The following is a 14,005-nucleotide window of genomic DNA, read 5'->3' as shown; positions in this document are numbered from 1 at the left end:
ACTTTATGCGATTGTCTATAAAGAACAAAACCAAGAACCAGTAGAACAAGCTCATGGACCAGCAGTTAATGTAGAAGTTCTTGAAAATGCTTCAGAGAAAGTAGATTCAGCAAGACTTCCAGAAACAGGTGAAAGTCGATCTGATACAGCTGCCTTCCTAGCAAGTCTCAGTCTTGTTTTATCAGTGGCACTACTAACAGTTAAACGTAAAGAAAAATAAGGACTGATAACTCCCAGCTCTAAAAAAATAATCATTATAAATAAAGGAGAAGATAGCATAGTCTTCTCCTTTATTAATTGATTAGTGAGGTGTATAATGAAAGTAAGAGAATGTGAGGAGAAGGACCATGCTTGTAAAAGTTTGTAATGCAGATTTTAGTCTCCAGTGGGATGGGATGTATCAATTTGCTCTTGAAAACTATCCTCAGATTCAAGAATGGGAATTGGAGAAGCTAGCAAAGTTTATTGCTTATGAACAGGACCATCGTCGTCAGACCATTATGGAATGTGAGGATCATGAATTAAATAAACAAATTCATGATTACTTGCAAGAGCATAGCTTTTTTCCTCCCTACAGACCAAGTCATCGCCTTGTAGCTTCTACCTATGATATCCAGAGGAAGTTGGTTACCTCAGATTATTGTAGTCATACTTGTACAGTTGAGGTGGCTCAGGCTATTTTTCAGACTGGAAAACTCATGTCAGCGGTTAAAGTATTTGGTAAAAGTGGGGCTGAGCTAGTTACAGATAGTCGTAATGCAGCTTCTGATCCAGCAGACTATTTTGACTATATCATGTTTGGATGGTCTAATACGACTTCGGGTTACCGACTCGCTATGGAGCGTTTGTTAGGACGGGCACCGTCTGAGGAGGAATTGCAAGAAAAGTTCATTCCTGGCGTTAGTTTTCATTTCCTGTATGAAGAATTAATTCAAGCGCCAGGTTATATCTTTGATGGCTATCATGTTGCGAAGGTAAGAGATAGTTTAGATTTGGATGCCTTTCTTCATTTGTGTGTTATTCCTTCAAAAGATAAGGCTTGTTTTGAAGGTTTGATTTCTAGTCAATTACAAGATAGAGTGATTTACCTAGACTATGAGGGAGAAGGGTTACAGGATTGGAATACTAAGGTTAATCAAGTGTTACATAGTAAGGTTAAGTTGAAGGAGTAGTGTATGAAAGAGATTGATCAAGCTCTATTGAAAAAAGTGATCATCGAGCGTTCTCGTTCTAGTCATAAGGGAGACTATGGGCGTCTTCTCTTGATTGGAGGGACTTATCCCTATGGGGGAGCGATTATTATGGCTGCCTTAGGTGCTGTTAGAAGTGGCGCAGGCTTAGTGACAGTAGCAACGGATAAGGAGAATATTCCAGCTCTACATAGCCATCTGCCGGAGGCTATGGCTTTTGCTCTTGATGATAAGCAATTGCTTGAGCAACAGTTGGAGAAAGCAAGTGTTGTCTTGCTTGGGCCTGGATTAGTGGATGATAAGAGTGGAAAAGAGCTTCTCCAAACAGTCTTTCATCATTCAAATCAAGACCAGACTCTCATACTGGATGGTGGCGCCTTATCCATTTTTGCTAAGACGGGAATGAAATTCCCCAAAGCTCAGCTTGTTTTAACTCCTCACCAGAGGGAATGGCAAGTCTTGTCAGGCTTAGATTTGGATTCCCAAGGAAGCAAGGAAACAGGAGAGGCTTTGATGAGTTTTCCTTCAGGAACGATTTTGGTTCAAAAAGGTCCAGCTACTCGAATCTGGCAAGCCGGGCATGCTGATTTTTATCAGCTGGGTGTTGGCGGTCCCTATCAGGCGACTGGCGGCATGGGGGATACTCTGGCTGGGATGATCGCTGGCTTTGCAGGTCAATTCCCACAAGCAAGTCTCTATGAAAGAGTGACGGTAGCGACCTATTTACATTCAGCAATTGCCCAAGAACTAGCTGAGGACAATTTTGTAGTTCTGCCAACCACGATTAGTCAACATATCCCAGCCTTCATGAAAAAAATACAAAAAGACACCTGAGGCTTTCAGGTGCCTTTTAAGGATTAGAAGAGTCCTTTGACCTTATCAACAAGATTACCGATTCCTTCTGAGCCTGAAACTAAAGCTTGTGCTTGGTTAAGATACTCACCGAGTTGGTCCTTATTTTCTTCGACAAAGGTTTTTGAGGCAGCCAAATCTTTTTTCTCGATTAGCTCCTTTACTTGATTAAACAAATCTAATGGGTTCATGATGTCCCTCCTTTTCTAAACTTCTATTCAATCATTTTTTAGAAAAACTTGCAAGAAACTTGACCCTTCCAATAAAGTTCATGGATGTCAAATTGTGTAAATTTTGATATAATTTTTAATGATGAATTTTAGAAATGATCGGTACGTGGTCGTGGATTTAGAGGCGACCAGTACCGGAAGCAAGGCAAAAATTATCCAAGTGGGAATCGTGGTCATTGAAAATGGCGAGATTGTTGACCAATTTGCAACGGATGTCAATCCCCACGAACCCTTGGATTCTCATATCAAAGAATTAACGGGCTTGACCGATCAGCGACTAGCAGAGGCACCGGAATTTTCTCAGGTGGCTGGAAAAATTTTTGACTTGGTCAAGGACGGTGTTTTTGTTGCGCACAATGTCCAGTTCGATGCCAATTTGTTGGCAGAATTTCTCTTTTTTGAGGGCTATGAATTGCGCACTCCTCGTATCGATACAGTCGAGTTGGCTCAGGTATTTTATCCTCAACTTGAAAAATACAATCTGGGAATTCTCTGTCAAGAGTTGGGAATTTCACTAGAAAAAGCCCATACTGCCTTATCAGATGCCCAAGCAACAGCAGAGCTCTTTCTTTGTATGAGACAAAAGATGTTTGGACTGCCAAAAGGATTGTTGGAGCGCTTATTGAGTTTATCAGATAGCTTACTCTATGAATCTTACCTAGTCATCGAGGAAGTTTATCAGAAACAGTCTCTCCTTGTTGAGCATGATTTGATAGAAGTGCAAGGCTTATTCTTAAGAAAAGAGAAGCCAGTCCTTTCTCCACGTAAACTATCTAAAGATTTCCAAACCAATATTGCCTTGTTGGATTTGGAAGATAGAGCCCCACAAGCTAGCTTCGCTCAGAAGGTTCAAGATTTTCTACAGAATGAGAAAATTGCTTTTGTGCAAGCTCAGACTGGAATTGGGAAAACCTACGGCTATTTGTTACCCGCTTTATCACTAGAAAACGAAAAAGGAATCCTTCTCAGTGTTCCTACTAAAGTTCTACAAAATCAAGTCATGCAAGAAGAGGCTCGTAGATTGGAAGAGGTCTTTCACCTTTCGATTCATAATCTTAAAGGACCACAGAATTATCTAAAACTAGATGCCTTTCATCATGCACTAGAGGAAGAAGAGTCCAATCGCTTGTACACACGTTTTAAGATGCAACTCCTGGTTTGGTTGACCGAAACAGAAACTGGAGATTTGGATGAGATTGGACAACTTTATCGCTACCAGCAGTTTTTACCAAACTTGGTACATGATGGTAATCTTCCCAAAGCTTCTCTCTTTTGGTTAGAGGATTTTTGGAGACGGGGGCAGAAAAAAGCTCGCTCTTGCCAGCTACTTGTGACCAATCATGCTTATCTCGTTACCCGACTTGAGGATGATCCCAGTCTACTAGAGGGCCGTCTCTTGATTTTGGATGAGGCCCAGAAGATCTTACTAACTTTGGAAAGTCTGTTACAAAAGAGTTTCGTTTTAAATGACATAGTAGACCAGCTAGATCAAGCTCTAGTTCGAGAAGAAGGGACGCTTCAGAGACGCTTGATGGAGAGTATTCGCTTTGAGCTTTGTCATTTGATGGACCAGTTCCTATCAGGCAAACGAAGAATGTGCCCTGCGACAACAATGGCACAACTCCAACAGGATTTCTCAGAGTTAGGAGGTCAAAGTTTTCAAGATTATCAGCGATTTTTCTGCACTGATGGAGAATTTTGGCTATCAGCCTCAGACTTGTCTAGCAAGAAGGTTGTCATTTCTTCCAGTCGCAATCAACGTCTGCTCTTTTCGGAAATCTTTCCAGAGAGTTGTCAACTCTTAGCTGTCTCTGCAACCTTGGAAATTAGTAGCAGAGTATCTTTACCAGAACTAATGGGATTTCCGTATGCAGCTTTTGACAGACTGGAAGAGAATTTTCAAGAAAATCAAGAAATTTTGGTTGTTAAGGATTTTCCATTGGTGACTGAAACCTCTCAAGAAGACTATGCTCATGCTCTTGTAGAAGTGCTGGAAGATTTGTCCTATCTTGAAGAACCCATGCTCGTTTTATTCACTTCAAAAGACCTTTTGTTGCAGGTATCAGATTCTTTATCTCTTTCTCATTTAGCCCAATATAAGAACGGGAATCCGGCTCAACTCAAGAAACGATTTGAAAGAGGAGAGTCTCAACTCTTACTAGGGACAGGTAGTTTTTGGGAGGGAGTTGATTTTGCAACTCACCCTCGAGTGATTGAAGTGGTGACACGCCTGCCCTTCCAAAATCCAGAAGATCCTTTTACGAAAAAAATGAATCAGGAACTGCGTCTTGAAGGGAAAAATCCTTTCTACGACTATCAACTGCCAATGGCTATTATTCGCCTCAAACAAGCAATTGGTAGAACCATGCGTCGTCTAGGGCAACGCTCCTCTGTCCTTATCTTGGATAGCCGAATGACAAGCAAGCGATATGGAAAGCAGATTGGCAAGGCTTTGTCACAGACTAGTCGAGTCAGAGAAATTGGCAAAGAGCAAGTATTTTCAAAAGTTCAAGAATTTTTACACAAAAAATAAAATAAACATCTGAAAGAATGAAGGAGACCTTTATGAAACGTTCTCTCGACTCTCGGGTCGATTATAGTTTGATATTGCCAGTATTCTGTTTGCTGGTGATTGGAGTTGTGGCTATTTACATAGCTGTCAGTCATGACTATCCTCAAAATATTTGGCCTATTCTCGGTCAGCAACTAGCATGGATCGTCTTGGGAATTATCATCAGCTTTGTAGTCATGTTTTTTAATACAAAATTTTTATGGCAGGCGACTCCCTATCTCTACGCCCTAGGTCTAGTCCTCATGGTTTTACCCTTGGTTTTTTACAATCCCAATTTAGTGGCAGCAACAGGGGCCAAAAACTGGGTATCAATTGGAGGAGTGACACTTTTCCAACCCTCCGAATTCATGAAAATTTCCTATATTTTGATCTTGGCTCGGGTCATTGTTCAGTTCACACAGAAACACAAGGAAAAAGAACGAACGATTGCATTAGACTTTCACTTGATATTGTGGTTGATTGTCTTTACCCTACCAGTCTTAGTTTTACTGGCCTTGCAGAGTGACCTAGGAACGGCCTTGGTCTTTGTCGCCATCTTTGCTGGACTTGTCTTGCTCTCTGGCGTTTCTTGGAAAATTATCATTCCAATTTTTGCGACAGTTGTATCAGGGATTGCAGGATTTTTGGCAATTTTCATCACAAAAGATGGGCGTGCTTTCATGCATCAGGTCGGGATGCCAACCTATCAGATCAACCGTATCCTTGCTTGGCTCAATCCCTTTGATTATGCACAAACGACCACCTATCAACAGGCGCAAGGGCAAATCGCCATTGGAAGTGGAGGCTTATTTGGTCAAGGATTTAATGTATCCAACCTCCTCATTCCCGTTCGTGAGAGTGATATGATTTTTACCGTCATTGCAGAAGATTTTGGTTTTATCGGCTCTGTCCTCGTAATTACGCTTTATCTCCTACTTATCTATCGAATGTTAAAAATCACTCTCAAGTCCAATAATCAATTTTATACCTACATTTCAACTGGCTTCATTATGATGCTCTTGTTCCATATCTTTGAAAATATCGGTGCAGTGACAGGTCTTCTTCCTCTGACAGGGATTCCTTTGCCGTTCATTTCCCAAGGGGGATCAGCCATTATCAGTAATCTGATTGGTGTTGGTCTGCTTCTATCGATGAGTTATCAAACGCATCTAGCCGAAGAAAAGAGCGGTAAGACAAGATTTAAACGGAAGAAAGTTGTTTTGAAAAAAGTTAAATAAGGAGTAAATCATGGCTAAAGTTGCAGTTATCTTAGCAGATGGCTTTGAAGAAATCGAAGCCCTAACAGTTGTGGATGTATTACGTCGTGCCAATATTACTTGTCATATGGTTGGTTTTGAAGCCCAAGTGACGGGGTCACATGCCATCCAAGTACAAGCAGATCGTGTGTTTGATGGTGATTTATCTGACTACGACATGATTGTCTTACCAGGAGGTATGCCAGGTTCAGCTCACTTGCGTGATAATGAGCAATTGATTGCTGAACTTCAAAAATTTGAGCAAGTTGGTAAAAAAATAGCAGCCATTTGTGCAGCACCAATTGTACTGAATCGAGCTGGACTCCTCAAGGATAAAGGGTTCACCTGTTATGATGGTGTCCAAGAGCAAATTGCTGATGGTTACTATCGCAAGGAAACAGTAGTTGTCGATGGTCAGCTGACTACCAGTCGTGGTCCAGCAACTGCCCTTACTTTTGCTTATAACCTAGTAGAACAACTTGGTGGAGATGCAGATGCTTTGAGAGAAGCCATGCTCTATCGTGATGTGTTTGGAATAGATTAACTAAAACGAGAGGAATCTATGAATTAGGGGATTCTTCTCGTTTTTTACTGTTAAAATAGAAGGAAATCGTCGCTTTTTTGATAAAAAAATGCTATAATGAAGGGTATGAAATATCACGATTACATCTGGGATTTAGGTGGAACTTTACTTGATAATTATGAGACTTCGACTGCTGCTTTTGTGGAAACATTAGCTCAATTTGGAATCGAAGAAGAACATGATAAAGTTTACAATGCCTTGAAAGTGTCAACTGCTTTTGCGATTGACCAATTTGCCCCAACAATAGAGCATTTTTTAGAAAAATATAAGGAAAATGAAGCGCGAGAGCTTGAACATCCTGCCTTGTTTGAGGGAGTACCTGCTTTGTTGGAGGAAATCTCAGATCAGGGAGGACGGAACTTTTTAGTTTCGCATCGCAATGACCAAGTTTTGGAAATCCTTGAAAAGACTGGAATTGCTGACTATTTTACAGAAGTAGTAACAGCTAGCTCTGGCTTTAAGAGAAAACCAAATCCAGAGTCTATGATCTATTTGCGAGATAAGTACAAGATAGGTTCTGGCATCGTTATTGGTGATCGACCTATAGACATTGAAGCTGGACAAGCGGCTGGCTTAGCGACGCATCTCTTTAAAAATATCGTGACATTGAGACAAGTATTAGAAATGTAAGAAAAAGGAAAAAAAGAAAAAGGGAAAAAATGACAGAAGAAATCAAAAACCAACAGGCACAGGATTATGATGCCAGTCAGATTCAAGTTTTGGAAGGTCTGGAAGCCGTTCGTATGCGTCCTGGAATGTATATCGGATCGACTTCAAAAGAAGGCCTACACCACCTAGTCTGGGAAATCGTTGATAACTCTATCGATGAGGCCTTGGCGGGATTTGCTAGTCATATTCAGGTCTTTATTGAGCCAGATGACTCTATTACGGTTGTTGATGATGGACGTGGTATCCCTGTTGATATTCAAGAAAAGACAGGTCGTCCTGCCGTTGAAACTGTCTTTACCGTTCTTCACGCTGGAGGTAAATTTGGCGGTGGCGGATACAAGGTTTCAGGTGGACTCCACGGTGTAGGTTCATCCGTTGTAAATGCTCTTTCTACTCAGTTGGATGTTCGTGTTCACAAAAATGGAAAAATCCATTACCAAGAATACCGTCGTGGACATGTTGTTGCTGACCTTGAGGTGATTGGAGATACTGATAAAACAGGTACAACCGTACACTTTACTCCAGACCCAGAGATTTTTACAGAAACAACAACCTTTGATTTCGATAAATTAAACAAACGTATCCAAGAACTCGCCTTTCTGAATCGTGGCCTTCAAATCTCCATCACTGACAAGCGTGAGGGATTTGAACAAACAAAACACTACCACTACGAAGGTGGGATTGCGAGCTATGTTGAGTATATCAATGAAAACAAGGATGTCATTTTTGAAAAACCAATCTACACTGATGGAGAAATGGATGATATCACAGTCGAAGTAGCCATGCAGTACACAACTGGTTACCATGAAAATGTCATGAGTTTCGCCAATAACATTCATACACATGAAGGCGGAACACATGAACAAGGTTTCCGTACAGCCCTAACTCGTGTCATTAACGACTACGCTCGTAAAAACAAACTCCTCAAAGACAATGAAGATAATCTAACAGGTGAGGATGTTCGTGAAGGATTGACTGCTGTTATCTCTGTCAAGCATCCAAATCCTCAGTTTGAAGGACAAACGAAAACTAAACTTGGAAATAGTGAAGTTGTCAAGATTACCAACCGACTCTTTAGTGAAGCATTTTCAGACTTCCTAATGGAAAATCCTCAGATTGCTAAGCGTATCGTTGAAAAAGGGATTCTGGCAGCTAAGGCGCGTGTCGCAGCCAAGCGTGCGCGTGAGGTTACTCGTAAGAAATCTGGTTTAGAGATTTCAAACCTTCCAGGTAAATTAGCAGATTGTTCCTCAAACAATCCAGCTGAAACTGAACTTTTCATCGTCGAAGGAGATTCAGCAGGAGGTTCTGCAAAGTCTGGCCGTGACCGTGAATTCCAAGCGATTTTACCAATTCGCGGTAAAATTCTCAACGTTGAAAAAGCCAGCATGGATAAAATCCTTGCCAATGAAGAAATCCGTAGCCTTTTCACAGCTATGGGAACAGGTTTTGGTGCTGAATTTGATGTCAGCAAGGCCCGTTACCAAAAACTCGTTATCATGACGGATGCCGATGTTGATGGAGCCCACATCCGTACCCTCTTGTTAACCTTGATTTATCGTTATATGAAACCCGTTTTAGAAGCAGGTTATGTTTATATCGCTCAACCACCAATTTACGGTGTTAAGGTCGGCAGTGAAATTAAAGAATACATCCAACCTGGAGCAGATCAAGAAACCCGTCTACAGGAAGCCTTAGCTCGCTATAGTGAAGGACGTTCAAAACCAACTATTCAGCGTTATAAAGGTCTTGGAGAAATGGATGACCATCAACTTTGGGAAACAACCATGAACCCAGAACATCGTCTCATGGCGCGTGTATCAGTTGATGATGCTGCAGAAGCAGATAAAATCTTTGATATGCTCATGGGTGACCGCGTAGAACCACGTCGAGAATTTATCGAAGAAAATGCTGTCTACAGTACGCTTGACGTTTAAAAAAATTGGGAAATAGTTCCCATGGTTTGAAAAATATGATATAATCATTACAATTGTTTCATGTATAAAAAGGAGTTTGATATGTCTGATAATCTGTTGATTATTACTATGATTGCAATCGCGGCTCTTCTGATTATTGCATATGTTGTGGCAGTTTTGTTACGCAAACGCAATGAAAAGAGGCTGGCAGTATTAGAAGAAAGAAAGGAAGAGTTGTATAACCTTCCAGTTAACGATGAAGTAGAAGCTGTTAAGAATATGCATCTGATTGGTCAAAGTCAGATTGCATTTAGAGAGTGGAACCAAAAATGGGTAGACCTATCACTCAACTCATTTGCGGATATTGAGAATAATCTGTTTGAAGCAGAAGGGTACAATAATTCATTTCGTTTCTTGAAGGCTCAACACAAAATTGATCAAATTGAAAGCCAGATTACCCTTATCGAAGAAGATATTGCTTCCATTCGAAATGCTTTGGCAGATCTAGAAAAACAAGAATCCAAAAATAGTGGTCGTGTCTTGCATGCTTTAGATTTATTTGAAAGCCTGCAGAAAACAGTCGCAGAAGATTCTGAGAAATATGGTCAAGCGCTTCCTGAAATTGAAAAACAATTGGAGAACATCCAATCTGAATTTTCTCAATTTGTGACGCTAAACTCTTCAGGAGATCCAGTTGAAGCAGCAGGGATTTTGGATAATGCTGAAAATCATATTCTCGCTTTGACACATATCGTAGAGAGAATTCCAGCAATTGTTACTAAACTAACGACTGAACTCCCTGATCAACTTGAAGATCTAGAGGCTGGCTATCGTAAGTTGCTTGATGCCAACTATCACTTTGTAGAAACTGACATAGAATCACGTTTACAGTTGTTGTATGAAGCTTTGAAAAATAACCAAGAAAATATTAAAAAATTGGAATTGGACAATGCTGAATATGAAAACACTCAGATTCAAGAAGAAATCAATGCTCTCTATAATATTTTCACACGAGAGATTGCTTCTCAAAAAGTTGTTGAAAACTTGTTGTCAACACTTCCAACCTACCTTGACCACTTAAAAGACAATAATCAAGTCTTGGTGAAAGATATCGAGCGTTTGAGCAAGACCTACTTGATGGCTGAGAGTGATGTAAATCATGTTCGTCGTCTTCAAGTGGATTTGGATTCCCTAGAACTTACAGTTAGCGATTTGACTTCAGAACAAGAGGAATATTCAGAAGCTTACTCTGTATTGGAAGAACGTTTAGAAAATGTTCAAGCTACATTAAAAGAAATTGAAGATGATCAAGTTTCAGTGAGCGAACGTCTAGTGCAGATTGAAAAAGATGATGTTAATGCACGTCAAAAGGCAAATGTTTACGTCAATCGCCTTCACACAATCAAGCGCTACATGGAAAAGAGAAATCTTCCAGGAATCCCACAGAACTTCTTGAAATTGTTCTTTGCTGCTAGCCATAGTACAGAGGATTTGATGGCAGAATTGGAACAGTCACAAGTCAACATTGAGTCTGTCAATCGTATCCTAGAAATCGCGTCACATGATATGGAAGTTTTGGAAACAGAAACATACAGTATCGTGCAATATGCTACCTTGACAGAACAGTTGCTTCAATATTCTAATCGCTACAGATCATTTGATGAAGGGATTCAACAAGCCTTCCATGAATCTTTAGAAATCTTTGAAAATGCCTTTGATTATCAAGCATCTTTTGAAAAGATTTCCCAAGCTTTGGAAGTTGCTGAGCCAGGAGTAACAAATCGCTTTGTTTCTTCATATGAAAAAACAAGAGAAATCATTCGATTTTAATCAAGAAAAGTCCTAGAAAAATCTAGGCCTTTTCTTTTACCTTTCTTTTCTTAAAAAATGGACATTTTCCTATTTATCATTGAAATTATAGGCCTGATTTGATATGATAAGACTATGACAAAAAAAAGAACAAACCGTAAAGTAAACGACAAGAAGAGAAGAAATTTGTGGATTATTGTGGGGCTTCTATTCTTCACAATCTTAACATTAGGTGCTGGTATTGCTTATAAAGTCTTGACCAATCAAGCTTTTGAGCAAAAAATTGAAGCACTGAAAAAAGAAAAAGATGATTCCTATTCACAAGGAAGTCAGAAAGATCATTTTCGTAAAGGGCAGGCAGAAATCATCACCTACTATCCTATGACGGGGGACAAGGTCATTACCCCTGTTCAGGATATCATTGTAAAAGATATCACGGATAAGGTAGAAGATAAGGAAGATTTGATTTTTTACTACTCTGAGAAAGATTCTTCTTCTATCAAGGGTGTGGAGAGTCATCTTGTGAAAAAACAGGTCTATGATTTGAGTGATTCTACTGTTGTAGAATTAGAAAATACATCATTGGATCAGCTTTATCTTAAGGAAGATGGGACCCTGTTTACTTTAGATCAGCTCTTTACAGATGCTAGCAAAGCTAAGGAAACATTTCTTGAGAATATCAAGTCAACGCTCCAAGATAAAAAGATTGAACAAACACTTGTTGATCAAGTAATAGCCGATTTTACAGCTAGCGATTTATCATCTTGGAAGTTTGCATACAAAGATAGTCAATTGGTGTTATATCCAGTCAAAGCAACCAATAATGTAGAAGAAATAGCTTTACCTATTTCAGACTTCTTTGATGTTATCCAATCGTCCTATCTAACTGAAAAGGATGCGGAACTTTATAAGAAGGCTCAGGCTGAGAAAAATAAAAAAGTAGTAGCTCTTACCTTTGATGATGGACCGGACGGAAATACAACACCACAGGCATTGGATATCTTGGCTAAATACAAGATTAAAGCAACTTTCTTTGTCCAAGGAAAGAATATTGCAGGTAATGAGTCGATTCTTAAACGTATGCAGTCTGAAGGTCATGAAGTTGGAAACCATAGTTGGAATCATCCAATTTTAACAAAACTGTCATTGGAAGATGCTAAGAAACAGCTCACAGATACCGAAGACGCTATTACAAAAGTTCTTGGAAAAAGTTCTAAATTGATGCGTCCGCCATACGGAGCAATCTCAGATGATATTCGCAATAGCCTTGATTTAAGCTTTATTATGTGGGATGTGGATAGTTTGGATTGGAAGAGTAAAAATGAAGCTGCTATTTTAACAGAAATTCAACGTCAGGTAAGCAATGGATCTATCATTTTGATGCATGATATCCATCAAACATCTGTTAATTCATTACCAAAGGTAATTGAGTATCTGCAGGGACAAGGTTATAGTTTTGTTACTGTATCAGATTTACTCAACACTCGTTTGAAGCCACATGAGATTTACTATTCTCGTAACCAGTAAGGTCATTGTCGGCAAATATTTAGAAAAAATTAAAAAAAGATAGTTTTAATCTTGACAAATAGGGGAAAACTTGATATCATATAAAAGTTGAGAAAAGCAGAAGTGAGAACTTCTCGCCTTGCGACTAACGTTGTCTGGCCCCTACGGATCAAATTTCAGAAATGAAATACAATCATGTAGTGCGGGTTTGCGTTAGCAAGTCCGCTCTTGTTTTTCTCTAAATTAAAAAAAGAGGTGAAAACCATAGCAAAGCAAGACTTATTCATCAATGATGAAATTCGTGTACGCGAAGTTCGCTTAATCGGTCTTGAAGGTGAGCAATTGGGTATCAAACCACTAAGCGAAGCGCAAGCACTTGCGGACGAAGCTAATGTGGACTTGGTTCTCATTCAACCTCAAGCTAAACCTCCTGTTGCGAAAATTATGGACTACGGTAAGTTCAAATTTGAGTATCAGAAGAAACAAAAAGAGCAGCGCAAAAAACAAAGCGTTGTGACCGTGAAAGAAGTTCGCTTGAGCCCAGTTATCGACAAGGGTGATTTCGAAACTAAACTTCGCAATGCTCGCAAGTTCCTTGAAAAAGGAAACAAAGTGAAGGTATCCATTCGCTTTAAGGGGCGTATGATCACCCATAAAGAGATTGGTGCAAAAGTTTTAGCCGAGTTCGCTGAAGCAACTCAAGATATTGCTATCATTGAACAACGTGCTAAAATGGATGGACGCCAAATGTTCATGCAATTGGCGCCAGCAACTGACAAAAAATAATTGTCAGAAAGTTAAATAAAGGAGAAAAAATCATGCCAAAACAAAAAACACACCGCGCATCAGCTAAACGTTTCAAACGTACAGGTTCTGGTGGACTTAAACGTTTCCGTGCTTACACATCTCACCGTTTCCACGGAAAAACTAAAAAACAACGTCGTCATCTTCGTAAAGCATCTATGGTGCATTCAGGAGATTTCAAACGTATCAAAGCAATGCTTACTCGCTTGAAATAATCGCGTATTTGTAAGTAAACAATTCTAGGAAATATTTGGAGGAAATAAAACATGGCACGTGTTAAAGGTGGCGTTGTATCACGCAAACGTCGTAAACGTATTCTTAAATTAGCAAAAGGTTACTATGGAGCTAAACACATCTTGTTCCGTACTGCAAAAGAACAAGTAATGAACTCTTACTACTATGCATACCGTGACCGTCGTCAAAAGAAACGTGACTTCCGTAAATTGTGGATCACACGTATCAATGCGGCAGCTCGTTTGAACGGACTTTCATACTCACAATTGATGCATGGTTTGAAATTGGCTGAGATCGAAGTTAACCGTAAAATGCTTGCTGACTTGGCTGTTAACGATGCAGCAGCTTTCACAGCTCTTGCAGATGCAGCTAAAGCAAAACTTGGTAAATAATTATTCATAAGAC

The 14,005-nt window shown here is 39.8% G+C and carries 14 protein-coding genes and 1 other annotated feature; of the genes, 13 read left to right on the top strand and 1 reads right to left on the bottom strand.

What is annotated here, in order from left to right:
• The 3 genes from HMPREF2619_RS10785 to HMPREF2619_RS05260 all read left to right on the top strand — a co-directional run.
• The coding region (locus HMPREF2619_RS10785; protein ID WP_186821492.1) for an LPXTG cell wall anchor domain-containing protein at window positions 1-220 on the top strand (220 nt) is incomplete at its 5' end.
• Between the two features lie 127 nt (window positions 221-347).
• Complete coding sequence (locus HMPREF2619_RS05265) at window positions 348-1,172, top strand: phosphate ABC transporter ATPase (protein ID WP_070459705.1); 825 nt, start codon at window positions 348-350, stop codon at window positions 1,170-1,172.
• Window positions 1,173-1,175: 3 nt separating this feature from the next.
• Window positions 1,176-2,024, top strand: coding sequence for an NAD(P)H-hydrate dehydratase (locus HMPREF2619_RS05260; protein WP_070459702.1), 849 nt, complete (start codon window positions 1,176-1,178; stop codon window positions 2,022-2,024).
• Between the two features lie 23 nt (window positions 2,025-2,047).
• Here HMPREF2619_RS05260 and HMPREF2619_RS05255 read toward each other — a convergent pair whose 3' ends face one another.
• Window positions 2,048-2,233, bottom strand: coding sequence for a hypothetical protein (locus HMPREF2619_RS05255; protein ID WP_070459699.1), 186 nt, complete (start codon window positions 2,231-2,233; stop codon window positions 2,048-2,050).
• 118 nt (window positions 2,234-2,351) lie between these two features.
• Here HMPREF2619_RS05255 and HMPREF2619_RS05250 point away from each other — a divergent pair, with 118 nt between their 5' ends.
• The 10 genes from HMPREF2619_RS05250 (at window position 2,352) to rplT (ending at window position 13,992) form a co-directional block, all read left to right on the top strand.
• Window positions 2,352-4,805 (top strand): bifunctional DnaQ family exonuclease/ATP-dependent helicase, encoded by a 2,454-nt coding sequence (locus tag HMPREF2619_RS05250; RefSeq protein WP_186821491.1) that lies wholly within the window; start codon window positions 2,352-2,354, stop codon window positions 4,803-4,805.
• A gap of 32 nt (window positions 4,806-4,837) precedes the next feature.
• The gene (locus HMPREF2619_RS05245; RefSeq protein WP_070459697.1) at window positions 4,838-6,061 is read left to right on the top strand and encodes an FtsW/RodA/SpoVE family cell cycle protein; all 1,224 of its coding nucleotides are present in this window, start codon (window positions 4,838-4,840) and stop codon (window positions 6,059-6,061) included.
• A gap of 10 nt (window positions 6,062-6,071) precedes the next feature.
• Window positions 6,072-6,623: a DJ-1 family glyoxalase III gene (locus tag HMPREF2619_RS05240; protein WP_070459694.1), complete on the top strand. Its 552-nt coding sequence runs from the start codon at window positions 6,072-6,074 to the stop codon at window positions 6,621-6,623.
• Window positions 6,624-6,728: 105 nt separating this feature from the next.
• Entirely contained in the window at window positions 6,729-7,292 is a 564-nt protein-coding gene (locus HMPREF2619_RS05235) for an HAD family hydrolase (RefSeq protein ID WP_070460265.1), read from the top strand.
• Between the two features lie 29 nt (window positions 7,293-7,321).
• Window positions 7,322-9,268, top strand: coding sequence for a DNA topoisomerase (ATP-hydrolyzing) subunit B (gyrB, locus tag HMPREF2619_RS05230; RefSeq protein WP_070459690.1), 1,947 nt, complete (start codon window positions 7,322-7,324; stop codon window positions 9,266-9,268).
• An 81-nt stretch (window positions 9,269-9,349) separates the two neighbouring features.
• On the top strand, window positions 9,350-11,077 hold the full coding sequence (gene ezrA / locus HMPREF2619_RS05225; RefSeq protein WP_070459688.1) for a septation ring formation regulator EzrA: 1,728 nt from the start codon (window positions 9,350-9,352) through the stop codon (window positions 11,075-11,077).
• 114 nt (window positions 11,078-11,191) lie between these two features.
• Window positions 11,192-12,583, top strand: coding sequence for a peptidoglycan-N-acetylglucosamine deacetylase PgdA (pgdA, locus tag HMPREF2619_RS05220; protein WP_070459685.1), 1,392 nt, complete (start codon window positions 11,192-11,194; stop codon window positions 12,581-12,583).
• Between the two features lie 88 nt (window positions 12,584-12,671).
• Window positions 12,672-12,802, top strand: a sequence feature (ribosomal protein L20 leader region).
• Between the two features lie 15 nt (window positions 12,803-12,817).
• A complete protein-coding gene (infC, locus tag HMPREF2619_RS05215) occupies window positions 12,818-13,348 on the top strand; it encodes a translation initiation factor IF-3 (protein ID WP_000848177.1) in 531 nt (176 codons plus the stop codon).
• Window positions 13,349-13,380: 32 nt separating this feature from the next.
• Window positions 13,381-13,581: a 50S ribosomal protein L35 gene (rpmI, locus tag HMPREF2619_RS05210; protein WP_001125942.1), complete on the top strand. Its 201-nt coding sequence runs from the start codon at window positions 13,381-13,383 to the stop codon at window positions 13,579-13,581.
• Window positions 13,582-13,632: 51 nt separating this feature from the next.
• Window positions 13,633-13,992, top strand: coding sequence for a 50S ribosomal protein L20 (rplT, locus tag HMPREF2619_RS05205; RefSeq protein WP_000124830.1), 360 nt, complete (start codon window positions 13,633-13,635; stop codon window positions 13,990-13,992).
• The last annotated feature ends 13 nt before the right edge of the window (window positions 13,993-14,005 follow it).

This window comes from Streptococcus sp. HMSC074B11 (genome assembly GCF_001808705.1).
In the GTDB taxonomy this organism is placed as follows: domain Bacteria; phylum Bacillota; class Bacilli; order Lactobacillales; family Streptococcaceae; genus Streptococcus.
This window is presented reverse-complemented; position numbering and strand designations above follow the sequence as displayed.

Coding starts and splice junctions, on each gene's coding strand:
- HMPREF2619_RS05265 (WP_070459705.1), top strand. CDS start 348: ATGCTTGTAAAAGTTTGTAATGCAGATTTTAGTCTCCAGTGGGATGGG.
- HMPREF2619_RS05260 (WP_070459702.1), top strand. CDS start 1,176: ATGAAAGAGATTGATCAAGCTCTATTGAAAAAAGTGATCATCGAGCGT.
- HMPREF2619_RS05255 (WP_070459699.1), bottom strand. CDS start 2,233: ATGAACCCATTAGATTTGTTTAATCAAGTAAAGGAGCTAATCGAGAAA.
- HMPREF2619_RS05250 (WP_186821491.1), top strand. CDS start 2,352: ATGATGAATTTTAGAAATGATCGGTACGTGGTCGTGGATTTAGAGGCG.
- HMPREF2619_RS05245 (WP_070459697.1), top strand. CDS start 4,838: ATGAAACGTTCTCTCGACTCTCGGGTCGATTATAGTTTGATATTGCCA.
- HMPREF2619_RS05240 (WP_070459694.1), top strand. CDS start 6,072: ATGGCTAAAGTTGCAGTTATCTTAGCAGATGGCTTTGAAGAAATCGAA.
- HMPREF2619_RS05235 (WP_070460265.1), top strand. CDS start 6,729: ATGAAATATCACGATTACATCTGGGATTTAGGTGGAACTTTACTTGAT.
- gyrB (WP_070459690.1), top strand. CDS start 7,322: ATGACAGAAGAAATCAAAAACCAACAGGCACAGGATTATGATGCCAGT.
- ezrA (WP_070459688.1), top strand. CDS start 9,350: ATGTCTGATAATCTGTTGATTATTACTATGATTGCAATCGCGGCTCTT.
- pgdA (WP_070459685.1), top strand. CDS start 11,192: ATGACAAAAAAAAGAACAAACCGTAAAGTAAACGACAAGAAGAGAAGA.
- rpmI (WP_001125942.1), top strand. CDS start 13,381: ATGCCAAAACAAAAAACACACCGCGCATCAGCTAAACGTTTCAAACGT.
- rplT (WP_000124830.1), top strand. CDS start 13,633: ATGGCACGTGTTAAAGGTGGCGTTGTATCACGCAAACGTCGTAAACGT.